Source organism: Mesorhizobium sp. B2-4-17 (genome assembly GCF_006441275.1).
In the GTDB taxonomy this organism is placed as follows: Bacteria; Pseudomonadota; Alphaproteobacteria; order Rhizobiales; family Rhizobiaceae; genus Mesorhizobium.
Window position 1 is genome coordinate 119,766 of the sequence record NZ_VFUX01000004.1, and the last position, 22,725, is coordinate 142,490.

Sequence of the window (22,725 nt, forward strand, 5' to 3'; positions counted from 1 at the left end):
GGCAAATGTGTGGCGGGGGCATCGCGGAAACGACGCTTCTTCCGTTATTTGCGCGCCAGCAGCGCCCTGACCAGTTTTTCATCGACGGCGCCGGTCGCCGGCAACTTGTTATCGGTCTGGAAAGCGATGATAGCGGTCTTGGTCTTGTCGCCCATGACGCCATCGGCGCCGCCGGCATCGTAGCCGTTCTTGTTGAGGATCAGCTGGATGTTCTTGACCGCCTTTTTCATGTCGATGCCGGCGGTCGTCTGCGGCGTGCCCTCCTGCCAGGATTCGGGAATGTCGGCCGAATTGGCCGCCGCGTTGAGCGGCTTGGCCTTCCACAATTCGGTCGCGGCACGGGCGCGCTCCAGCTGTTCGGGCCGCAGCGCATTGGCTATCTCGTCGCGTTTGGCGGCAGCGTCCTTGTCGCCGGTCTTGGCGACAAGGGCGAACCATTTGTAGGATTCCTCGAGGTTCTGCTTCATGCCGACGCCCTTGGCGGCGAGGATGCCGAGATTGAACTGGCTGTCCTTGACACCGAGGTCGGCGGCCTCCTGGAACCAGTGCGCAGCCGATTCATTGTCGGTCACCCCATCCGCCGCCATGGCGAACAGCACGGCCAGATTGTGCATGGCGCTGGCGTTGCCCTGCTCGGCGGCGAGCTGGTACCAGGTCTTCGACTTCTTGATGTCGCGCGTGACGCCGATGCCCTTCTCGTAGAAATTGCCGATGCGGTATTCGGCCGGCGCGAAGCCCAGTTCAGCCGACTTCTCATACCATTTGGCGGCCGCCGCCATGTCTTCCTTGACGCCGCGCGACTCCGCGTAGCGCGAGCCGATCTCGAACAGCGCCTTGGCGTCGCCGCCAGCGGCGGCATCGCGCAGCGCGGCGGGGCCGGCATCGGCCGGAATGTCGTACCTAGCTATGGCCGCCGCCGGCGCAACGCCTCCGGTGCCGTCCTTGACGGTGCTGTCGGTGGTCGCCATTGGCATGGCGGGCGCGGTTGGCGCCGGAGCGGCCGAAGCCATCGCCTCGGAGACGGTGGCGCTCGGGCCGGAAGACGTGGTCGAGGCCGCGGATGCCGCAGTCGGTTCCGCCGCCGGCGCCGTATTCGCCATCGCGTCCGTGTCCGACGGCATGGCGAGCGCGGTCTGCGCGATCATGTCATCCTTGCTTGCCGGAACGGAGGGTTCGGCCTGCCTGATGGGGCGGGCAGGCGCGCTGTCCGTTGCCGCCGGCTGAGTCTTCGGCTGGCTCGCCGTGTCGACGGATGCCGTCTGCACCGGTTGCGCGGTGATGATCGGGGTCGCGTCGTTGCTTGCCACCTGGGCGGGATCCGAGAGAAACGCCTTGCCGAGCTGCAGGCCGGCAAGCGCCAGCATGATCGCTGCCGCAGCCATCAGGATCGGCTTGCGCCGCGCCTTGAGCAGGTCGCCGATTCTCAGTGCCTTCACCGGCCCTTTCATGGTCGACTGGCGCTTCAAGGCGTCCGCCTCGGCTGCGGCGGCCTGGGCGGCGCGCCGGGCGGCCGCGATGAAATCCGATTTCGCGGCATCGCTTTCACTGGGCTTTGCCGGTTGCGCCCGCTCGTCGCGCACACGCTTCATGATGGCATTGAGGTCGGGTGCGCCGGAGCCGGGTTCCAGCGGGCGGTTAGCCATTTTCGGGTCGAGCGGTTCGTCGAGATCGACACTCGGGATCTCGGCGCTCGGCGCCGAGCCGGCCAGTGGCGGAACATCCGCCGCCTTCTTGCTCTTGAAGGCGCGTGCAAGCCCGCCGAACAACGATTTGCGGCCAGCCGGCTGATCCTTCTCAGCGATGGTGTCGGAACCGAGTGCGGCCATGGCGGCGGCGGCGGCGGCCTCCGCCGGCGTGCGGGCGCCCGGCCCGCGTGGCAGGCGCGTGTCTGCATGCACCACCGGCTCGCCGGGCAAAGCAGGTTCACCGCGCGATATGGCCGCGCCACGCGCGTCGAGATCGGCCAAGTCACCGCTCAGCGGCAGCGGTTCGTCCATGTTCATCGACGGCGCGTTCACGGCCATCTTGGGCCGCCGTGTGCCTCGCCAGCCGCTCGTATCCACCGGCGCGGCATCCAGGAGCTCGCTTACCGCTTCGGACGGTTCGCTGGTTTCCAGCGAACCCAGCCTGTCGACGATCTTCAGCAGCGTATCGTGGATGGCCTCGAATGTCCGCGAATTGCGCTCGTCGGAACGCCGCGTCAGCGTTTCCAGCGTCTTCAGGTCCTGGGCGAGGCCTGAAACGGCCGTCGTGTTGGCGTTCGAACCGGCCAGCGACCGCACCGCATTCTCGGCTGCTTCGCGTGCCGCGCCGAGAATGGAATCGCGGGTTCCCGCCAGCGCCTTCTCGATTTCGTCGAGGCGCGGGCTGATGTCTTCGAATTCTGGCAGAGGCGTGCTGGGCTTGGACAGGTGAGCCGACAGGCCGGCAACCTGCGCCTCCAGACTGCGGATCAGCGCCGGATCGATGCCGGCCACTTGGGCCGCGGATGCGTCCAGCCGGCTTGAAATGTCCTCGAGCCGGCTTTCCAGTCCACGAATCGCCGCTTCGCCGGCAGGATCGGGAACGCGCGTTTCCATGCGCTGGGCGAGCGCGGTGAAGCGGGCGTCGATGGCTTCCATGATGCCGGCGCTGTCGACCTGCGGCATCATGCGCTGGTCGAGCCGATCGGCAACTTCGTCCAGCCGGCGCTCGAGATCGCGAAACAGCATGTTGCCCTGCTCGATGGCGTCACCCTGGCGGCGTTCCATCATGCCGGACAGCACGTCGAAGCGTTGCTCCAGCCCATGGAAGATATAGTCGGCGTCGGGCATGGCCGGCGCCTGGTCGATCTTGTCGGCGATGAGCGTGATCTGTTTGGCCAGCCGTTCCATCGCCTGTTCGGGCAGGTTGGCACGACCGGCCAGTTCGTCGACCCGGTTGGACAGCGTGCTCAGGCGATCCATGACCGCGTTGCCGGGATGGTCCTGTGCTACTTCCTCGATCTGCCGGGCGAGCGAGTCGATCCGCTTCTCGATGCGCTCGAAAGCTTCATGATCGACCGGCGCGACGGTCGAAGCGACGATGGCACGGGAAATTTCGTCCAGCCGCTCGTCGATCATGGCAAGCGTGTCGCCGCTGCGATTGTCCTGCTGGCTGGCGAAATGATCGACGGCGCTGGCAAGTGTGTGGACCTTTTCCTCCAGCGAGCGTAGCGACAGCGATTCCGGCAAATTGTTGACGGCATCACTGATCTGCTCCAGCCGGTCGGTCAGGCCCGCAAGGGCGGGATCGTCGGAGCGTTTGCGCTGGTCGGCATCGACTCGGTCTTCGAAAGCCGTCCAGCGGCGGTCGAAATCGTCCCAGCGGCGGTCGACCTTCTGCACGCTCTCCTCGCGCGCCAATGTCTCGAGCGCGGTCTTGACCTGCTCGAGCTCCAGCCGCAGCAGGTTGACGCTTCTGTCGTCGCTCTTTTCCGACAGCGACTTGATGGCGCCGGAAAGCCGTTCGAATTCGATGCCGAGTTCGGCGCTGCCCTTGCCCGATGCGCCGGGCCTGGAGTTCGACTGGAAGGCACGGTCGATATCCTTGCGCAGCGCATCGAATTCGCGCTGCAGCCCTGCCGTCATCTGGTGGCGCAGCTCCTCGCGCATGCCGCGCAGTTCGCCGGCGATCTTGCCGACCATGGCGATGCTGTCTTCCTGCCCGCGCACGCGGTCGATGTCGCGGGCGATGGCCTGGTAGTTCTGGTCTGGGGCAGGGGCGGGCGCCGGGTTCTGCGGCCGCGGCGCCGGCTGCGGATCCTCGTACCAGCGCTGCTGGCCGGTTGGCTGGGCGGCTGGATAATGGGGGTCGGCGGCGGGATAGCGTGGCTCGGTCGCGGGATAGCGCGGGTCGGCGCCGTATTGGCGGGAAGCGGGACGCGCCGTCACCTCCTCGCGCGTCTGCCCCAGTCGCTGTTCCAGTGTCTCCAGCGAGCGGTTCAGTTGCTCGAGCGTGGTCTGTGGCCTGCGCTGCCTGCCGGCGTTGAGTGTATCGAGGTAGGACCGCTTGCTGTTCATCGGTGCGTCCGTCTTTCAGATTGGCCGGCTTGCGACCAGCTCTCCAAGTCCCTGCCGGAACGAAGGCGACCGCGCTTCCATGCCACGGCGGAAGACTAGCTTCCCGGGGTTTCACCCGCGCTCCGAAAAACCGTGAGAAATTCGATACAGGATAAACACGCGTAGCCGACACGCGCACATTTCGCCCAACGTGGTAAACAACGCGTTAACCAAGCTTAAGAAGTTGGAAGGAAATTGGCTATCGCTGCCCGCAGTGCGGCATAAAGCACCGATCACAGAACGCCCTTGCGTCATAAGGCGGCTATCGGTATAGAATTAACGTAAACGTAAAGGGCGCCTTCAGGCGTGCTGTTTGCGATTTTGTTTTGTCGAAACCACGACTGGAAGCAGGCCCCCGCTTCCAGTCCGGCGACGCATGGTCCGGGACCGCGACGCCACCAACGGGGAAGCCAGTGACCATGAAGCTTATCTCGGCCGGCGAGACCGCGGCCAATACCAACAATATACCTGTCGAAGCCGGCGAGGATCTCGCCCGCATCGGCGAAATGGCCAAGAAATACGGTGTGACGCTGCGCACGCTGCGCTTCTACGAAGACAAAGGCCTGCTCAACCCGCAGCGTGACGGTTCGACCCGCCTCTACACGCGCCGCGACAAGGCCCGGCTGAAGCTGATCCTGCTCGGCCGCAAGGTCGGGTTCTCGCTGCGCGACGTCAAGCAGATGATGGACCTCTACGATCCGACCGGTTCCAACACCAAGCAGTTGCGTCTGGCGCTGGACAAGTCGGAGAAGCAACTTGCCCGCCTGCAGAAGCAGCGGGCGCTGATTGACGACGCCATCAACGAACTGAGCGGCTCGATGACGGCGGTGCGCCAGATGCTGGCCGAACGGGCCACGCCGCAGGCGAGCGTCGCCAGCTAAGCAATTTCCGACACGGTGTGAAGCGGCTTTCCGTCCGCTTCCGATTAGTCGATCCCGACGATCAAAGCCGCGTGGCCGTGCCGCGCGGCTTTTTTGTTTTTCTTAGACCGCGCCCTGACCTCCCGAGATGTTGGCCGCTGGCCGGCATCATACCCGTCCCGCCAGGCTCATTGCTTCGCAGAGTGCGGAAATCTTGTCACAGCGAAGAATTGACGTTTACGCAAACGTCAATTTTTGCTATCCCCGGCTCCAACACGGGTCCGTATGCTGCCCTGACATGACTTCGGGGCTTCCGGACCAGGTCCGCAGGGTGGAGAAAAAGCATGCCGACATACAGGGCTCCGGTCCAGGATACGCTGTTCGTACTCAACGAAGTGCTGGGCTATCAGCGTTATTCGAACCTTCCCGGATTTTCCGATGCCACGCCCGATGTTCTGGAGGCGATCCTCGCCGAGGGGGCCAAGCTCGCCGAGAACGTCATGCACCCGCTCAACCGTATCGGCGACATGGAAGGCTGCGTTCGTCACGACGACGGCTCGGTGACGACGCCCAAGGGCTTCAAGGAAGCGTTCGACCAGTATCGCGAAGGCGGCTGGATGGGGCTCGCGGCACCGGCCGAGTTTGGCGGCCAGGGGCTACCCTACGTGGTGCACCAGGCGGTCTCCGAATACATGGTGTCGGCCAACATGGCGCTGATGATGTATCCGGGACTGACGCAGGGCGCGATCGCCGCCATCATCACCCATGGCACTGACGAGCAGAAGGCCAAGTGGTTGCCGAAGCTGGTCGAGGGCGCGTGGACCGGAACCATGAACCTGACCGAGCCGCATTGCGGCACCGATCTTGGTTTGCTGCGCACCAGGGCCGCGCCGAACGGCGACGGCACCTACAAGATCTCTGGTCAGAAGATCTTCATCTCGGCCGGCGAGCACGACATGTCGGACAACATCGTCCATCTGGTGCTGGCCCGCATCGAGGGCGCGCCGGAAGGCGTCAAGGGCATTTCGCTGTTCATCGTGCCGAAGCTCAAGCTCGACGCATCGGGCAATCCGGGCGAACGGAACACGCTCTCCTGCGGCTCGATCGAGAAGAAGATGGGCATCCACGGCAATTCGACCTGCGTCATGAATTATGACGAGGCTGAGGGCACACTGCTCGGCGAGGTGAATGGCGGCCTGAAGGCCATGTTCACCATGATGAACGAGGCACGGCTCGGTGTCGCCCTGCAGGGGCTGTCGATCTCCGAGGTTGCCTACCAGAATGCCGTTTCCTATGCCAAGGACCGATTGCAGGGCCGTTCGCTGTCGGGGCCGAAGGCTCCGGACAAGAAGGCTGACCCGATCATCGTTCACCCCGATATCCGCCGCAGCCTGATGACTATGAAGGCGTTCAACGAGGCCGGCCGCGCGCTGGCGCTGTGGACGGCGATCAAGTCCGACATCGCGCATCGCTCCGGCGACGACAAGGACCGTCAGGCGGCTGACGACTACACCGGCCTGCTGACTCCGGTGGTCAAGGGCGTGCTCACCGACAAGGGCTTCGACCATGCTGTCATGGCGCAGCAGGTGTTCGGCGGCCATGGCTATATCGAAGAGCACGGCATGAGCCAGTTCGTGCGCGATGCCCGTATCGCCATGATCTATGAAGGCGCCAACGGCATCCAGGCGCTTGACCTCGTCGGCCGCAAGCTCGGCCTGAATGGCGGCCGCGCGGTGCAGGCTTTCTTCAAGGAGGTCGGCGAATTCTGCGAGGAAAACCGTGCCGACGAAAGGATGGCGCCGTTCACCAAGGCGTTGAAGAAGGGCCTCAACGATCTGCAGGCGGCGACCATATGGCTGCTGCAGAATGGCATGGCCAAGCCCGACAACGCCGGCGCCGCCTCGACCGACTACATGCATCTCTTCGGCCTTGTGGCGCTGGGTTACATGTGGGCGCAGATGGCCAAGGCAGCGCAGGGCAAGACAGGCGCCAACGGATCCCAATATTTGCATGAAGATACGGGGGCCTTCTACGACAACAAGGTCGTGACGGCGCATTTCTTCATGGAGCGGATCATGCCCGAAACGTCGGCGCACCTCGCCCGTATTTCGAGTGGTGCGGACACGCTGATGGCGCTGCCGGCGGAAGCGTTCTAGAAATGCTCGGCGTCCCCCTGCCCTTGAGGGGAGGGTGGCCCGAAGGGTCGGGAGGGTCGCCCGTGCCGCGCGCCGACCTCAATTCCGCTGATGTGCCTTGAGAGGACTATCATCGTATGACCAACCCTGCGGAAATCCTGAACCTCCCCAAGCCCGCCTGGGCGGCGGACGAGGTCGGCATGCTCTACGACATGGCGTCCCGATTCATGGCGGAGGAGATCGCGCCGCGTTACGACGAGTTCGAGAAGAACGAAATGGTCGACCGCGAGAGCTGGCTGAAGGCCGGTGCGGCCGGCCTGCTCTGCGCCTCGATGCCGGAGGAATATGGCGGTTCCGGCGGCACCTTCGCGCATGAGAGCGCCATCATCGAGGCGATCGGCCATGTCGGCGTCGACGGTTTCGGCATCGGCCTGCACAATTCGATCGTCGCCCCCTACATCCTTCACTACGGCTCGGAAGAGCAGAAGAAGAAATGGCTGCCGAAGCTGGCGACCGGCGAGCTGATCGGCGCCATCGCCATGACCGAGCCCGGCGCCGGCTCCGACCTTCAGGGCGTCAAGACGTGGGCCGAGAAGGACGGCAACCAGTACCGGATCAACGGCTCCAAGACCTTCATCACCAACGGGCAACTGGCCAATTTCATCATCGTCGTCACCAAGACCGATCCGGAAAAGGGCGCCAAGGGCACCTCGCTGATCGTCGTCGAGACCGACGAGGTCGAAGGCTTTCAGCGTGGCCGCAACCTCGACAAGATCGGGCTCAAGGCCAACGACACGTCGGAGCTGTTCTTCAACGACGTGCGCGTGCCGACCTCAAATCTGCTCGGCCATGAGGAAGGGCAGGGCTTCGTTCAGCTGATGCAGCAATTGCCGCAGGAGCGGTTGCAGATCGGCACCGGGGCGATTGCCATGATCGAGCGGGCGCTGGCGCTGACCATCGACTACGTCAAGGAGCGCAAGGCTTTCGGCAAGGCGATCATCGACTTCCAGAACACCCAGTTCAAGTTGGCCGAGCTGAAGACCGAGGCCACGATCGGCCGTATCTTCTACAATGATTGCGTCGCCCGCCACATCAATGGCGGGCTGGATCCGGTGACGGCCTCGATGGCCAAGTACTGGCTCAGCGACCTGCAGGGAAAAGTCGTCGACGAATGCCTTCAATTGCACGGTGGCTATGGCTACATGAATGAATACCCGATCGCCCGCATGTTCCGCGACGCTCGCGTCCAGCGCATCTACGGCGGCACCAACGAGATCATGAAATTGCTGATCGGACGCTCGCTCTAATGCATGTCGCCCAAAAGTGGTCCCGGTTTTGGGAGATCGACATGCATCAGTCCAAAGCCGTTCGATAAACCCAAGGAGCAACAAAAATGAGTGACGCTTATGTCTATGACGCCGTGCGCACGCCGCGCGGCAAGGGCAAGAAGGACGGATCGCTGCATGAGGTGCCCGCGGTGCGGCTTGCCGCCAAGACGCTGGAAGCGCTACGCGACCGCAATGGGCTGGACACCGGCACAGTCGACGACATCATCTTCGGCTGCGTCGATCCGGTCGGCGAAGCAGGGTCGGTCATTCCGCGCGCCGCCGCCTTCGAGGCCGGCTACGACACCAAGGCGCCCGGCATGCAGATCTCGCGCTTTTGCGCCTCGGGTCTCGATGCCATCAATTTCGGCGCCGCCAAGATCGCGCAGGGCGCCGACGAGATCGTCATTGCCGGCGGCGTCGAATCGATGTCGCGCGTCGGCATGGGCGCCTCCGGCGGCGCCTGGTTCATGGACCCTTCGGTCGGCCTGCCCGGCTGGTTCGTGCCGCAAGGCATCTCGGCCGACCTGATCGCCACCAAATACGGTTTCAGCAGGGACGACGTCGATGCCTATGCCGTCGAAAGCCAGAAGCGCGCCGCCAAATCCTGGGCGGACGGACGCTTCAAGAACTCGGTCATCCCGATCAAGGATCAGAACGGCCTGACCATCCTCGACCATGACGAGCACATGCGGCCTTCGACCGACATGCAGTCGCTGGCCTCGCTCAACCCGTCCTTCGTCATGCCTGGCGAAATGGGCGGCTTCGATGCGGTCGCCGTGCAGAAGCATCCGGAAGTGGAAGAGGTCAACCATGTCCACCATGCCGGCAATTCGTCCGGCATCGTCGATGGCGCAGCGGCCGTGCTGCTCGGCTCCAAGAAGGCCGGCAAGGCGATGGGCCTCAAGCCGCGCGCCCGCATCCGCACCTTCGCCAATATCGGCTCCGAGCCGGTGCTGATGCTGACCGGTCCGGTCGATGTCACCGAGAAGCTTTTGAAGCGTGCCAAGATGAAGCTGTCGGACATCGACCTGTTCGAGCTCAACGAAGCCTTCGCCTCGGTGGTGCTGCGATACATGCAGGCCTTCGACATCGATCACGACAAGATCAACGTCAATGGCGGCGCCATCGCCATGGGCCATCCGCTCGGCGCTACTGGCGCCATGATCTTCGGCACGGTGCTGGACGAACTCGAGCGCCGTGATCTCAACACCGCGCTGGTGACGCTGTGCATCGGTGCCGGCATGGGCACCGCAACGATCATCGAACGCGTCTGACGGGGAGAGAACAATGAGCTACACCAATTTCACCCTCGACATTGACGCCGACGGCATTGCGCTGGTCACCTGGAACATGCCGGATCGCTCGATGAACGTCTTCACCGAAGAGGTCATGCGCGAGTTGAACGCCATCGTCGACAAGGTGGCGGGCGATGCCGCCATCAAGGGCGCGGTGATCACCTCCGGCAAGGACACCTTCTCCGGCGGCGCCGATATCACCATGCTGCAGAAGATGCTGACGACCTTCGCCGCCGAAAAGGGCAAGGATGTCGAAAAGGCCACCAAGGCGCTGTTCGAGAACGCAGGCTATATGACCGGCCTGTTCCGCAAGCTGGAGACCTCCGGCAAGCCCTGGGTTTCGGCAATCAACGGCACCTGCATGGGCGGCGCTTTCGAGCTTTCGCTCGCTTGCCATGGCCGCGTCGCCGCCGACTCCGACAAGGTGAGGATGGCGCTCCCCGAAGTGAAGATCGGCATCTTCCCCGGCGCCGGCGGCACCCAGCGCGTGCCGCGGCTGACCGATCAGCAGCAGGCATTGCAGATGCTGACCTCCGGCCAGAACTTGTCGCCGCAGAAGGCGAAGTCGATGGGCCTGATCCATGAGATCGCCGAACCGGCCAAGCTGGTCGAGACCGCCAAGGCGATGATCAGGAACGGCCTGAAGCCCGTCGCGCCGTGGGACGAGAAGGGCTTCAAGCTGCCCGGTGGCCAGATCTATTCGCCCGCCGGCTTCAATCTGTGGCCGCCGGCCATCGCCATCCTGCGCCGCGAGACCTATGGCAATTATCCGGCCGCCGCCGCGATCCTGAAATGCGTCTACGAAGGCTTGCTGGTGCCGTTCGATACGGCCTTGCGCATCGAGCAGCGCTATTTCACCGAAATCATGCAGACCAAGGAAGCGGCGGCGATGATCCGCTCGCTGTTTGTCTCTCTGCAGGAACTGAACAAGGGCGCGCGCCGCCCGGCCGGCGTGCCGGAAACCAAGTTCAAGAAGATCGGCATCCTCGGTGCCGGCTTCATGGGCGCTGGCATCGCCTATGTCACCGCCAGGGCTGGCATCTCTGTGGTGCTGCTCGACCGTGACATGGAGTCGGCTGAGAAGGGCAAGGCGCATTCCGACAGTCTGGTTTCGGATCAGGTGAAGAAGGGGCGCGCCAAGCCGGAAGAGAAGGACAAGCTTTTGTCGCTGATCACGCCGACCGCAGACTATGCCGACCTCGCCGGCTGCGACCTGGTGGTCGAGGCGGTGTTCGAGGATTCGGCCGTCAAGAAGAGCGCCACGGAACAGGCGGAAGCGGTGCTGAAATCGTCGGCGATCTTCGCCTCCAACACGTCCACCATCCCGATCACCGCGCTGGCTAAGAACTCCGCACGGCCGAAGAATTTTGTCGGCATCCATTTCTTCTCGCCGGTCGACAAGATGATGCTGGTCGAGATCATCCTGGGCAAGAAGACCGGCGACAAGGCGCTGGCCACCGCGATCGATTTCGTCCGCGCCATCAAGAAGACGCCGATCGTCGTCAACGACACGCGCGGCTTCTACGTCAACCGCTGCGTGTTGCGCTACATGTCGGAAGCCTACAAAATGCTGATCGATGGCGTGCCCGCGCCGATGATCGAGAATGCGGCGAAGGCCGCCGGCATGCCGGTGGGGCCGCTGGCGCTGACCGACGAGACGGCGATCGACCTTGCCCAGAAGATCATGAAGCAGACCATCAAGGACCTTGGCGACAAGGCTGCCGTCGACCCCAGGCAGATGGCGCTGATCAACATCATGGTCGACGACCACGGCCGCTTCGGCCGCAAGAACGGCAAGGGCTTTTACGACTATCCCGCCAAGCCCGCCAAGAAGAAGCTCTGGCCCGGCCTCAAGGACCTCTATCCGCAGCTTGCGCCCGGGAAGGTCGATTATGAGGAGTTGCAGCAGCGCCTGCTCGTCACCATTGCGCTGGAGGCGGCACGTGTGATGGAAGAGGGCATCGTCACCGATCCGCGCGAGGCCGATGTCGGGTCGATCCTGGCCTTCGGCTTCGCGCCCTACACCGGCGGCGCGCTGTCCTACATTGACGGCATCGGCGCCAAGCGTTTCGTCAAGATCGCCAAGGGTCTGCAGAAGAAGTACGGCGCCGAGTTCAAGGCGCCCAAGCTGCTCATCGACATGGCCGAGAAGGGCGAGACCTTCTACGAACGCTTCGATCCCTACGCCAAGGGCGACGTCAAGCAAGCCGCCTGACGCGGGAGACGTATGTCTGGGCGCGTATGGCGCGCATGCTGGCCATGGCACGCAGCCGTGGTCCCTATGTGGTAGGCGGTGAAAGCCGGCTGGCCTTTCGCTGCCTGTCGACCGACATCGCGGCGCTCGGTCGCGCCGCGGTTCCGCGACCGCCGACGCAGGCGGAACGGATTTTCATGATATCGCATCTCTGCGCGGCCTCGCCACGGCGGCCAATTGATCGCCGCAAGCCAATTTCCGCGGCCGGCGGCAAGGTGCGGCGCGCCTGCGCCATCGGTGGACAAACCGGCGTTCGCGGACTAGAAGGAAAAGGCATTTTTTCCTGTCTCGAAGGAGAGCACGACATGCTCTCGCACGACCGCGTCTGGGCCGCCATCGATGCTCTTGCCGAGCGCTATTCGCTTTCGGCCTCGGGCCTGGCAAGGCGCGCCGGGCTCGATTCGACCGCCTTCAACAAGTCGAAACGTCTGTCCTCCGACGGCCGGCCGCGTTGGCCTTCGACCGAGTCGCTCGCCAAGATCATCGAGGCGACGGGTGCTTCGCTCGACGAATTCACCGGACTGATCGAAGGCCGCATCGGTGCCGCGCCCACGCGCAGGCGCTCCGTGCCGTTGCTTGGTTTCGCCCAGGCCGGCGCCGGCGGCTTCTTCGACGATGCCGGCTTTCCAGCGGGGCAGGGCTGGGATCTGATCGAACTGCCGGCGCAATCGACCGAAAGCTCCTACGCGCTGCAGGTGCAGGGCGATTCCATGCTGCCGCTCTACCGCAATGGCGACGTCCTCATCGTCGAGCCAGGCGCGGCCACCCGCAAGGGCGATCGCGTCGTCGTCAAGACCACGGCCGGGGAGGTGATGGCCAAGGTGCTCGAACGCCAGACCGTCAAGTCGATTTCATTGGTCTCCCTCAATCCCGATCACCCGGACCGCGACATTCCCATGCGCGATGTCGAATGGGTGGCGCGGATTGTCTGGGCAAGCCAGTAGGTCAGGCCGGTGCGGCTCCCCCATCTTGTCTTGGCGGTCTTGATGGTCCCGGTGATGGCGGCGTTGGTCGTTGCCGGCGGCCATAGGCTGAAAGGCGGCGAAAGCGCGGTCACAGTGGATCAGATCGATCCTGGTACCGATACGGTCGCACAAGATGACGCCAGGACGGTACCTGAAGAACCGGCCACCTCCGCCATACCTGCCGCCCAGCCGCCAAAGCCGGCGGTGCATTCGCGGGCGATCGACCCCGAAATTGTCGCGCCGCCGGAACTGCCGACCGGAGAGCTTGAGCGGGTCGAGCCGCGCCAGCCCTTGAGCAAGCTGGCGCTCGCCATGCCGCCCAAGCCGAAGATGCCTGACGACTGGAACGGCACGAAGCTGTTCCAGCCGGTGGCGCCGGCTGCCGGGCTGATCGAGGTGAAAGGCTATTCGGTCGCGGTTTCCGGTATCGATGTGGTCCGGCAGGACGAGACCTGCACCAGCGACGGCAAATCCTGGCCGTGCGGCATCCGTGCCCGCACGGCGTTCCGCGCCTTCCTGCGCGGCCGCGCTGTGGTTTGCATGGTGCCGCCTGAAGGCGGACGCGACCGGGTCGCGGCGGAATGCCGGATCGGCAAGCAGGATGTCGGTCAATGGCTGGTCGAAAACGGCTGGGCGCGCGCCACAAAAGGCGGGCCCTATGTCGATGCCGGCGAAAAGGCGCGCAGCAGGAAGAAGGGTATCTTCGGATCGGCGCCGAACCTTGCCGGCATGCCGGCGGAGCCCGCCGCGTCGGCCCCGGCGCCTCAGGCGCCGGGCTCGATCCTCGAAGAGGACGGTGGCGCCCTCAAACCAGCTGGCCAGCCAACGCCTTCTGAATGAGCGCGCGGGTTTCGGCGACGCCGTAGAGCGCGGCGAACGACCCGAAGCGCGGACCGCGTTCCTGGCCGATGAGTATCTGGTAGATCATCTGGAAGAAGGCACCCGAAACGCCGGGGCCGCCTTCCGGGCTCTGCTTGGAGTGATCCTGATAGCGTTCGATCTTGCGCGCCACGTTGAGCGAGGCGTTCTGGATCGCTTCGCCGCTGGCGTCCGCCGGCAGCGCGCCAAGTGCCGCTTCCAGGGCCTCCAGCGCCTCGCGCTCGACATCGTCGGCGGCGCGAAAAGTCTTCGTCGGCTTCACGAAATCGTCGAAGTAGCGGATCGCATAACCCGTCAGCCTGTCGAGTTCGGGGTGGGTCGCCGGCGTCACGCCCGGCACGTGGCGCGAGATGAAACCCCACAGCACGCTCTTGTTCTGGGCGTTGGAGGCGCTGACCAGGTTGAGCAGCAGCGAGAACGGCACCGGCATGTCGATGGCAGGCGGGTTGCCGTCATGCATGTGCCAGACCGGATTGCCCAGCCGCTCCTTCCAGTCCTGCCGCCGATAGGCGGCCAGGAAGGTGTAATATTCGTCCACCGCCCTCGGAATGACGTCGAAATAGAGCTTCTTCGCCTGCCGCGGCCGCTGGTACATGTAGAGCCCAAGGCTCTCGGTCGGCGCATAGGTCAGCCATTCGTCGATGGTCAGGCCGTTGCCCTTGGACTTCGATATCTTCTGGCCGTTCTCGTCCAGGAACAATTCATAGACGAAATGCTCCGGCGCCCGTCCGCCCAGTATGTTGCAGATGCGGTCATAGACCACGGCATTGGTCTGGTGGTCCTTGCCGAACATCTCGAAATCGACGCCGAGCGCTGCCCAGCGCATGCCGAAATCCGGCTTCCACTGCAGCTTCACCCTGCCGCCGGTGACCGGCAGCGTGGTTTCGGTGCCTTCGTCGTCGAAGGTGATGGTGCCGGCCTTGGCGTCGACGTGCTTCATGGGCACGTACAACACGCGGCCGCTCTTCGGTGAAATCGGCAGGAACGGGCTATAGGTCGCCTGCCGCTCCGGCCCGAGCGTCGGCAGCATCACCGCCATGATCTGGTCATAGCGTTCGGCGGCGCGCAGCAGCATCGCGTCGAAGCGGCCGGCCTTGTAGTATTGGGTCGCGCTGGCGAATTCATAGTCGAAGCCGAACGTGTCCAGGAAGCGGCACAGCATCACGTTGTTGTGGTCGGCGAAGCTCGCATAGTCGCCGCCGAACGGATTGGGCACCGAAGACAGCGGCTTGTGCAGGTACGGCTCCAGCGCTGCGCGATCCGGCACGTTGTCGGGTATCTTGCGCATGCCGTCCATGTCGTCGGAAAAGCAGAGCAGCTTGGTGGCGACCTTGTCCTGCGTCAGGACGCGGAAGGCATGGCGCACCATCGAGGTGCGCGCCACTTCGCCGAACGTGCCGATATGCGGCAGGCCGGACGGGCCATAGCCGGTCTCGAACAGGATCGTTTCGGGAAAGTCGGCGCCTTTATAGCGCTCGATGATCTTTTTGGCTTCCTCGAACGGCCACGCCTTGCTCTCACCGGCGGCCGCCAGCAGTTCGGGATTGAGATCGATGATGTTTGATCCCGCCATGGTCCTGTTTTCCAGTTATTGCCGGCCCAGCAAATTCGAAGAAGACGGGCCGGAGCAAGGGGTTTTCAAATCGGTCTCTAGGCGCGCGTGGCCGGAGCGTCAACGATTGCGGCGCTTTTTCCTTGCGGCCTTTGGCCTCCGTTCCTACCTTCGGAGCCCGTTCAAGGAGCAAAGAATGCCATCGCCGACCCCGCATGAGGCCCTGATCTACCTGATGGTCATCACTTCGGCCTCGGATCGCGACATGACCGACGTCGAACTTGCCAGGATCGGCGATGTCGTCCGCTCATGGCCGGTGTTCCAGGATTTCCAGCAGGACCGGCTGGTTTCCGTTGCCCAGGCTTGTCAGAAATTGTTGCATGAAAAGGATGGCCTGGAGGGCGTGCTGGCCCAAATTGCCGAGGCCCTGCCGGAGCGCCTTCGCGACACGGCTTACGCGGCTGCTTTCGAAGTCGCCGCCGTCGATCTCGAAATGCGCCTGGAAGAGGTGCGGGTGCTGCAGCTGATCCGCCGTGAGCTCGATCTCGATACGCTGACCGTCGCGGCAATCGCCCGGGCAGCCAAGGCAAGGCTGCGAACGCTCACCTGACGGCAAGCATCACGGATCAGAAGAAGCTGACCGGGACCGGATCAGAAAAAGCTGACCGGGAAATAGCGCAGGTAGAATTCGGCGAAGGTGCCTTTCATCGAAATCTCCTGCAGCGCGTAATCGAGCGCTGCCGCCAGCGCCGGATTGTCCACCCGGGTGGCGATGGACATCCCCGTGCCCAGATATTCGGGAGCCAGATAGGGGCCGCCGGCAAAGCGGCAGCAACCGGCTGCGTCCGAACCGCCCAGCCAGAAGGCGAAGCGCATGCCGTCGCCGAAGGCGGCGTCGATCTTGCCCGCCTTGAGATCGTTGTAGAGCTCTTCGGGCTTGTCGAACGGAACGATCTGAACGGTATCGAAATAGTCGCGCAGCATCCGTTCATGCGCCGAGCCTGCGAGCACGCCGACGCGTTTGCTGCGCAGCTTGGCGAAGACCGGTTCCGAGAGCGCCTTGGTCTTCGGCGTGATGAAGCGTGCCGGAAACTGCAGATAGGATCGCGAGAAGGCGTATTTGGATCGCGATTCCGGTGTTGCGGCAATGCCGGCTATGATCGCTTCGCCTTCGCCTTTCTCGAGCGCCCCTTCGAGCTCGCCCCAGGGCAATGCCTGGATCTGGCATTTGTCGACGATGTCAAGTTCCGCGCAGATGGCCCGGGCCAGATCAATGTGGAACCCGGACAGTTTTCCCGCGCCGTCGAGGAAATTGAAGGGTGGAAAATCCGTGGTCGTCAGGAACCGCAGCCGTGGCAGCGACGAAAGGTCAGGCTTGGGCAAACGTTCCTTGGCGTCCCACAACACCGGCACCTGCGGTTCCGCGGCGCGCGCGCCGATACTCCCGACGCCCAACGGCAACGCTGCGATCAGCATCGAAGCCAGGACCGGGAACCTCCATTGGAACTCCACGATAAAACTCCGCCGCACTCTTCTCGCGCCGGTTCTGGTACGAAAATCATGCAGGCACAATGGTTTTTGATTTCAACGCGCCGATTTCGGGATATGATTTGAAGCGTTTGCAAACAGCGGTGGCTGCCCTGGTGGGGGACCGGAGTCGAGAACCACAACCGTAAAGGAGCGCGTTGCAATCCGTGGTCGGTGGCAAAGTGTGGATAAGGCACGGACTATCGACATCAATGCATAAGGCAACATGGGGTTGATGTTGCGATGGGTCAGTTCGATCGTACGCTGGAATACATAGACCAGCTGCAGCACGCCGGAACGGCGGCTGCGGTCTGCGAAAAGCTTTTGGGAATAACCTCGGACTACGGCCTGACAGCGCTGATGGCTGGCACAGTTCCGCAGCCGGGCACGCCGACAGGCCAGCAAAAGCAGCATGTGCTGCTTTGCGACTGGCCCGTCGAATGGCTGGAGCGCTACGTCGCGCGCAACTATGTCGATCACGATCCCGTGGTCAGCCACATGAAGCAGTTGCAGGCGCCGTTCCAGTGGCGGGAAGCGGCCCAGGACATCCGCATCGACAAGAGCAGCGGCGAAGTGATGGGCGATGCCGGAGCTTTCAAGCTGCGCGATGGGCTGGCCTTCCCGCTGATTACGCTTGATGGCCAGATCGTCATGGTATCGCTGGGCGGCGAGGCCGTGGAACTGTCGGCGGCACAGTTCGGCCTGGTGTCGCTGGTCTCGACCTATGCCGTTGGCCGCGCCATGCAACTCCACACCATGGCCGGCAAGACCATCGACCATATCGAATTGACACCGCGCGAGCGCGAATGCCTGCAATGGGCCGCCGTCGGCAAGTCCGAGTGGGAGATTTCGCAAATCCTCGGCATCTCCGAACACACCTCGGAGAAACATCTTCTTAACGCCAAAAGCAAACTCGGTGCCGTCAATAGAGTTCAAGCTGTCGCCGAAGCGATAAGACGCGGCTACATTAGCTAGATCGGCCGTGCCGACCTAGAACTTCCCGCCTACGTGATCGAACTTCCGCCTACGTGATCACGCAATTTTCTCTTTGAAGCACGGCCGTATCATCCTTCTGAACACAGGAGACGGCAGATGCTTTTTTGTCTTACAACCCACGAATTGATGGAACGTCCTGACCTTTGGGAGGCCGTCCATCGCCTGCGCTACAAGATCTTTGTCGAGGAGATGGGATGGGAGGACCTGCGGCGCCCGGACGGATTTGAGGTCGACCAATTCGATCATGACGAGGCAGTGCATCAGATCGTCATCAGAGGCAACGAAGTCGCGGGCTATCAGCGGATGTTGCCGACCACGCGGGCGCATCTGCTGACCTCGGTTCTAACAGATCTTTCCGAAGGAACGCCGCCATCGGGTCCCAACATCTGGGAGTTGACCCGTTATGCGGTGGCTCCCGGATTCCGCGATGGCCGTCGCGGCGTATCGACCGTCGGCACCGAATTGATAGCCGGATTCGTCGAATGGGGGCTGAAGCGCGGCATTGACAAGGTGATCATCGAGTTCGAGCCGATGTGGGTCCTGCGCGCGTTGCAACTGCATTTCCTGGCGACGCCGCTGGGCTATCAGCGCACCTATGGCAATCAGCAGGTCGTGGCGACGCTGCTCACCTTCAATGAGCACACGCTGAATGTGGTGCGCTCGCGCCGCAACCACCATGCCCCGGTTCTTGCCAGGGGATATCCTGACATGTTCGGGCAAAGGAGGGCGTCATGAGATCGGAAACGGCCATGGACCTGCACCCGCAACCTGAACTGCGCAACCACACGCTGATCGTCACCGTGTCGTCGAATGACGGCCGGCCCGTGCTCGACAGAAGGGCCTATGAAAGCCTTGCCAGGACGTTCCACGAAGCCGTCGACAATGACGAGGTGCGTGTCGTCGTGCTGCGAGGCCTCGCAGGCTGCTTCTGTCTCGGCGGCGACTTTTCCGAATTTCTCGATGCTACCAAGCATCAGCAGCTGATCGCCGCCGTCACCGACATGTTCCGCACGCTGGCGACGTTTCCCAAGCCCATCCTGGCCTGCGTCGATGGCGATGCCGTCGGCGTCGGCTGCACCATCCTGTTCCATTGCGACATGGTGATCGCCTCGGGCCAAAGCACGTTCCGCGTGCCGTTCGTCGATTTCGGCCTTGTGCCGGACGCGGCGACCAGCATCCTGGCGCCACAGAAGCTCGGCTATGCCGGCGCCTTCCGCTTCTTCTGCCTCGGCGACACGCTTCATGCCGACGACGCCAGGGCGCTTGGTCTCGTCGCCGAGATCGTGCCTGACAGCGTGGAGGAGGCGGCGCTTGGTCGGGCAAGGCAACTCGCCAAGAAGCCGGTTGCCGCCCTGCTGCAGACGCGCGGCCTACTCAAGGGCAACACCAACGCGCTGTGCGATCGCATCGACCAGGAGATATCGCTGTTCCAGCAGGCGCTGCAGGATGACGCCACGCTGCGGCGCCTGCAGCGCATTGCCCGGCTCGCGGCTTGAGCGATCGCGCCAGGAAATTGCGCCGCGCAGACAAATATCCGCGCGGCGCGAAAGCGTCAGTCCTGCTTTCCAAGGAATGACGATCCTTCACCGATGATCTTCTTGTCTTCCTTGCCAACGACATCGAGATCACGCCCTTCATAGGGCAGCGACAGAAGGATGCGCCGCATTACCGCCAGCCGCGCGCGGCGCTTGTCGTTGGCGCGCACGATGATCCATGGCGCGAATTCCTTGTGGGTACGCTCGAACATGGTGTCGCGCGCCTTGGTGTAGTCGTCCCATTTGGTGATGCCGGCAATGTCGATCGGCGAGAACTTCCAGTTCTTCAACGGACTATAGCGGCGGTCGTGAAAACGCTCGAGCTGCGTTTCCTGGCCGATATTCAGCCAGAATTTGAGGAAGTGGATGTCGTCATTGACGATCATCCGTTCGAAATGCGGTGTCTCGTCGAGAAACTTCTCGTGCTGTTCGGGCGTGCAGAAACCCATAACCGGCTCGACGCCGGCGCGGTTGTACCAGGAACGGTCGAAGGTGACGAATTCGCCCGATGTCGGGAAGTGGCCGACATAACGCTGGTAGTACCATTGCCCCAGCTCGGTCGGGGTTGGCTTGGTCAGCGCCACATTGCGCGCCGTGCGCGGGTTGAGATACTGGCGCACCACGAAGATCGTGCCGCCCTTGCCGGCAGCGTCACGGCCCTCGAACAGCGCCATCACCCGCTTGCCGGTCGCCTGCAGCCATGCCTGCGCCTTGACCAGTTCGATCTGCAAGTTCTCAAGCGTCTGATCGTACTCCTCGCTTTTCATCTTCTTGTCGTAGGGATAGCCGCCCGCGGTCAGCTTGTTGTCCTCAACCCAGTCCGGAAGCTCGGGATTCTCGATATCGAACTCCCGCTCCTCGCCCCCGATCCTGATTTTCAGCGGACCTGAAGTCGGCGCGGCGGAATCTTCCTTGGCTTTTTTCATCGAGACGAACCCTTTTAACCATCCGGACTCATGCTATTGGGAGCCACCACAGCGCCGTGCATCCCGTTTGGACGCGCAAAAAAACGCTGTAGCACTTTTGATTTTGCACATGATCCTCTCCGAAAATCGATTCCCGATTTTCGGGATCATGCGCGGGAGCGGTCCGGCGGAAGTTTCCGCCACCGCCCGGTGGGAAGGCATGGGGCGCAGGCGTGCGAGCGAATGACTGAGCTGGACGCGGAGCAGAAAGGTGTGATGCGAACCATGGCGATCCGGCTGTGGAACGGCCGCTGGCTGTTTGCGGCCGGTGTCGTCGCGGTTCTGATCGCCTTTGCCTTCGCCGGTCTTTCCGCCTACGTGCTGGTGCCGGCGCTGCTGCTGTTGCTCGCGGCCGCGATCCTGCCGGCCGCAGGCATGCGCCAGTCCGACGACAATGCCGCTGCAATCGAGGCGATCGGCCTGCAGCGCCTGTCAGGCGAATATCTGGCGGCGGCCGTCGCCGACCCGCTGATCATCTTCGACCGTGCCGCCACCATCGTCCACGCCAATGCCGCTGCCTTTGCCGCGTTTGGCGGCATCGCGCCGGGCCTGTCGCTGCCGCTGAAATTCCGGGCGCCGGAAATGCAGGCCCTGCTCGATAGCGTGCTGTCGGGCACGATCGCCTCGGATGTCGTCGACTATACCGAGAAGCTGCCGGTCGAGCGGGCTTACCGGGTCAGCGCGTCCTCGGTCGGGCATGGCACCGACCTCTATGTGCTGGTGTTCAAGGATCAGAGCGAGGCGCGACGCATCGATCGCATGCGCGCCGACTTCATCGCCAATGCCAGCCACGAATTGCGCACCCCGCTCGCCTCGATCGCCGGCTTCATCGAAACGCTGCGCGGACCCGCCCGCAACGATTCGGCGGCGCGCGAGCAATTCCTGCAGATCATGCAGAACCAGACCGGGCGCATGGCGCGCCTGATCGACGACCTTCTGTCGCTGTCGCGGCTGGAGATGAAGCCCTATCTGAAGCCGGGGACCGAAGTCGACCTGCGCCAGACCGTCGACAGCGTCATCGATTCGCTTGGTCCGCTTGCCGGGGAAACCAGCGTCGCCATCGAGCGTGATTTCGCCGCGGGCCCGCTCAATGTGCCGGGTGATCGCGACGAGTTGTTCCAGGTCTTTGAAAACCTTCTGGAAAACGCCTGTAAATATGGCCAGTCGGGCGGCCGCGTGGTGGTGTCGATCGCGCACGGCGATGACGGTGCCGAGCCCGGCATCGACGTGACCATCAGGGATTTTGGCCCCGGCATTCCCGAGGAGCACATTCCGCGCATCACCGAGCGTTTCTATCGCATCGATGTCGAGACGAGCCGGACCCAGAAAGGCACGGGCCTCGGCCTGTCCATCGTCAAGCACATCCTGACGCGTCATAACGCCAGGCTGACGATCAAGTCCGAAGTCGGCAAAGGCGCTGCTTTCTCGGTCCATTTGCCGACGGCCTAAATCGCCCTAGTTTTCCACAAGAGCATTTCTTTTTTCTGTCATCCCGTTAGCGTATCAGCGGGGATTCGAGGAAACGACTCAAAATCAAGACACCCGTGGGAAGGCATTTCGTCCATGCAGTCCGTGCACATAATGAGCGCCTATGACGAGGAGCTGAAATATCTGTCGAAGCGTATCGCGGCGATGGGCGGCCATGCCGAGCGCATGGTCGAGCAGGCGGTCGCCGCTCTGGTCAATGCCGATCCGGGATTGGCCCAGAAGGTGATCCGCGACGACGTTGTATTGGACGAAGGGCAACGCGAGATCGACGACAAGGCGATCGTCATCATCGCCAAGCGCCAGCCTATGGCGACGGACCTGCGCGAGATCGTCGGCGCCATCCGCATTTCCGCCGATCTCGAGCGGGTCGGCGACCTCGGCAAGAACGTCGCCAAGCGGGTCGTTGCCGTCACCGATGGCCGCCAGCCGAACAGCCTGTTCCGTGGCCTGGAGGCCCTGGCCAACCTGGCGCTGACCCAGCTCAAGGAAGTTCTCGACGTCTATGCCTCGCGCTCGGTCGACAAGATCGGCTTCGTGCGCGACCGTGACGACCAGATCGACGCCATGTACACGTCGCTGTTTCGTGAATTGCTCACCTACATGATGGAAGATCCGCGCAACATCACGCCCTGCACGCATCTCCTGTTCTGCGCCAAGAACATCGAGCGCATTGGCGACCACGCCACCAACATCGCCGAGACCATCTACTACATCGTGACCGGCGATCAGATGCCGGCCGAACGGCCCAAGGGCGACAAGACGGACAAGATCAGCCTTTCCGCAACGCAGCCGGTGAAGTGACCGCTCTTCCTCTCGAACGCTTGATCATATTGCGCTAAACTATCCCGAGGTAAGCCTGTTGGTTCC

At 63.2% G+C, this 22,725-nt stretch carries 18 protein-coding genes; 14 read left to right on the forward strand and 4 right to left on the reverse strand.

Annotated features, from left to right (window positions below; genetic code table 11):
• Positions 1–44 precede the first annotated feature (44 nt).
• A complete protein-coding gene (locus FJ548_RS05180; protein ID WP_140777168.1) occupies positions 45–4,040 on the reverse strand; it encodes a peptidoglycan-binding protein in 3,996 nt (1,331 codons plus the stop codon).
• 458 nt (positions 4,041–4,498) lie between these two features.
• On the opposite strand from FJ548_RS05180, the gene FJ548_RS05185 reads away from it, so the two are divergent.
• The 7 genes from FJ548_RS05185 (at position 4,499) to FJ548_RS05215 (ending at position 13,756) form a co-directional block, all read left to right on the forward strand.
• Positions 4,499–4,960, forward strand: a complete 462-nt coding sequence (locus tag FJ548_RS05185; RefSeq protein WP_140777233.1) for a MerR family DNA-binding transcriptional regulator — start codon at positions 4,499–4,501, stop codon at positions 4,958–4,960.
• A 323-nt stretch (positions 4,961–5,283) separates the two neighbouring features.
• Positions 5,284–7,095 (forward strand): acyl-CoA dehydrogenase, encoded by a 1,812-nt coding sequence (locus FJ548_RS05190; RefSeq protein ID WP_140777170.1) that lies wholly within the window; start codon positions 5,284–5,286, stop codon positions 7,093–7,095.
• Positions 7,096–7,211: 116 nt separating this feature from the next.
• Positions 7,212–8,381 (forward strand): acyl-CoA dehydrogenase family protein, encoded by a 1,170-nt coding sequence (locus FJ548_RS05195; protein ID WP_140777172.1) that lies wholly within the window; start codon positions 7,212–7,214, stop codon positions 8,379–8,381.
• 86 nt (positions 8,382–8,467) lie between these two features.
• Positions 8,468–9,676: an acetyl-CoA C-acetyltransferase gene (locus tag FJ548_RS05200; RefSeq protein WP_140607685.1), complete on the forward strand. Its 1,209-nt coding sequence runs from the start codon at positions 8,468–8,470 to the stop codon at positions 9,674–9,676.
• A 13-nt stretch (positions 9,677–9,689) separates the two neighbouring features.
• Positions 9,690–11,912, forward strand: coding sequence for a 3-hydroxyacyl-CoA dehydrogenase NAD-binding domain-containing protein (locus FJ548_RS05205; protein ID WP_140777174.1), 2,223 nt, complete (start codon positions 9,690–9,692; stop codon positions 11,910–11,912).
• A 344-nt stretch (positions 11,913–12,256) separates the two neighbouring features.
• A complete protein-coding gene (locus tag FJ548_RS05210; RefSeq protein ID WP_140777235.1) occupies positions 12,257–12,895 on the forward strand; it encodes a helix-turn-helix transcriptional regulator in 639 nt (212 codons plus the stop codon).
• Between the two features lie 9 nt (positions 12,896–12,904).
• A complete protein-coding gene (locus tag FJ548_RS05215; RefSeq protein ID WP_348640878.1) occupies positions 12,905–13,756 on the forward strand; it encodes a thermonuclease family protein in 852 nt (283 codons plus the stop codon).
• Here the strand turns inward: FJ548_RS05215 and FJ548_RS05220 are convergent.
• Entirely contained in the window at positions 13,722–15,368 is a 1,647-nt protein-coding gene (locus FJ548_RS05220; protein WP_140777178.1) for a lysine--tRNA ligase, read from the reverse strand. The genes FJ548_RS05215 and FJ548_RS05220 overlap by 35 nt on opposite strands.
• Before the next feature lie 175 nt (positions 15,369–15,543).
• On the opposite strand from FJ548_RS05220, the gene FJ548_RS05225 reads away from it, so the two are divergent.
• Complete coding sequence (locus FJ548_RS05225) at positions 15,544–15,957, forward strand: tellurite resistance TerB family protein (protein WP_140607682.1); 414 nt, start codon at positions 15,544–15,546, stop codon at positions 15,955–15,957.
• 41 nt (positions 15,958–15,998) lie between these two features.
• Here the strand turns inward: FJ548_RS05225 and FJ548_RS05230 are convergent, their stop codons facing one another.
• On the reverse strand, positions 15,999–16,823 hold the full coding sequence (locus FJ548_RS05230; protein ID WP_140765511.1) for a transporter substrate-binding domain-containing protein: 825 nt from the start codon (positions 16,821–16,823) through the stop codon (positions 15,999–16,001).
• A gap of 294 nt (positions 16,824–17,117) precedes the next feature.
• Here FJ548_RS05230 and FJ548_RS05235 point away from each other — a divergent pair, with 294 nt between their 5' ends.
• The 3 genes from FJ548_RS05235 to FJ548_RS05245 all read left to right on the forward strand — a co-directional run bounded on the left by FJ548_RS05235 (position 17,118) and on the right by FJ548_RS05245 (position 19,366).
• On the forward strand, positions 17,118–17,849 hold the full coding sequence (locus FJ548_RS05235) for a LuxR family transcriptional regulator (RefSeq protein WP_140607680.1): 732 nt from the start codon (positions 17,118–17,120) through the stop codon (positions 17,847–17,849).
• Between the two features lie 117 nt (positions 17,850–17,966).
• Entirely contained in the window at positions 17,967–18,605 is a 639-nt protein-coding gene (locus tag FJ548_RS05240) for an acyl-homoserine-lactone synthase (RefSeq protein ID WP_140691435.1), read from the forward strand.
• Positions 18,602–19,366 (forward strand): enoyl-CoA hydratase-related protein, encoded by a 765-nt coding sequence (locus tag FJ548_RS05245; protein ID WP_246678556.1) that lies wholly within the window; start codon positions 18,602–18,604, stop codon positions 19,364–19,366. The genes FJ548_RS05240 and FJ548_RS05245 overlap by 4 nt, the downstream gene beginning before the upstream one ends.
• 56 nt (positions 19,367–19,422) lie before the next feature.
• Here FJ548_RS05245 and ppk2 read toward each other — a convergent pair whose 3' ends face one another.
• Entirely contained in the window at positions 19,423–20,331 is a 909-nt protein-coding gene (gene ppk2, locus FJ548_RS05250; protein ID WP_140777180.1) for a polyphosphate kinase 2, read from the reverse strand.
• Here ppk2 and FJ548_RS05255 point away from each other — a divergent pair.
• From FJ548_RS05255 to phoU, 3 genes are all read left to right on the forward strand, one after another.
• Positions 20,318–20,557: a hypothetical protein gene (locus tag FJ548_RS05255; protein ID WP_140607677.1), complete on the forward strand. Its 240-nt coding sequence runs from the start codon at positions 20,318–20,320 to the stop codon at positions 20,555–20,557. The two genes, ppk2 and FJ548_RS05255, sit on opposite strands and share 14 nt — an antisense overlap.
• Positions 20,554–21,819, forward strand: a complete 1,266-nt coding sequence (locus tag FJ548_RS05260) for an ATP-binding protein (protein WP_140777182.1) — start codon at positions 20,554–20,556, stop codon at positions 21,817–21,819. Before FJ548_RS05255 ends, FJ548_RS05260 begins: the two co-directional genes overlap by 4 nt.
• A gap of 114 nt (positions 21,820–21,933) precedes the next feature.
• The gene (phoU, locus tag FJ548_RS05265; protein WP_140691441.1) at positions 21,934–22,659 is read left to right on the forward strand and encodes a phosphate signaling complex protein PhoU; all 726 of its coding nucleotides are present in this window, start codon (positions 21,934–21,936) and stop codon (positions 22,657–22,659) included.
• The last annotated feature ends 66 nt before the right edge of the window (positions 22,660–22,725 follow it).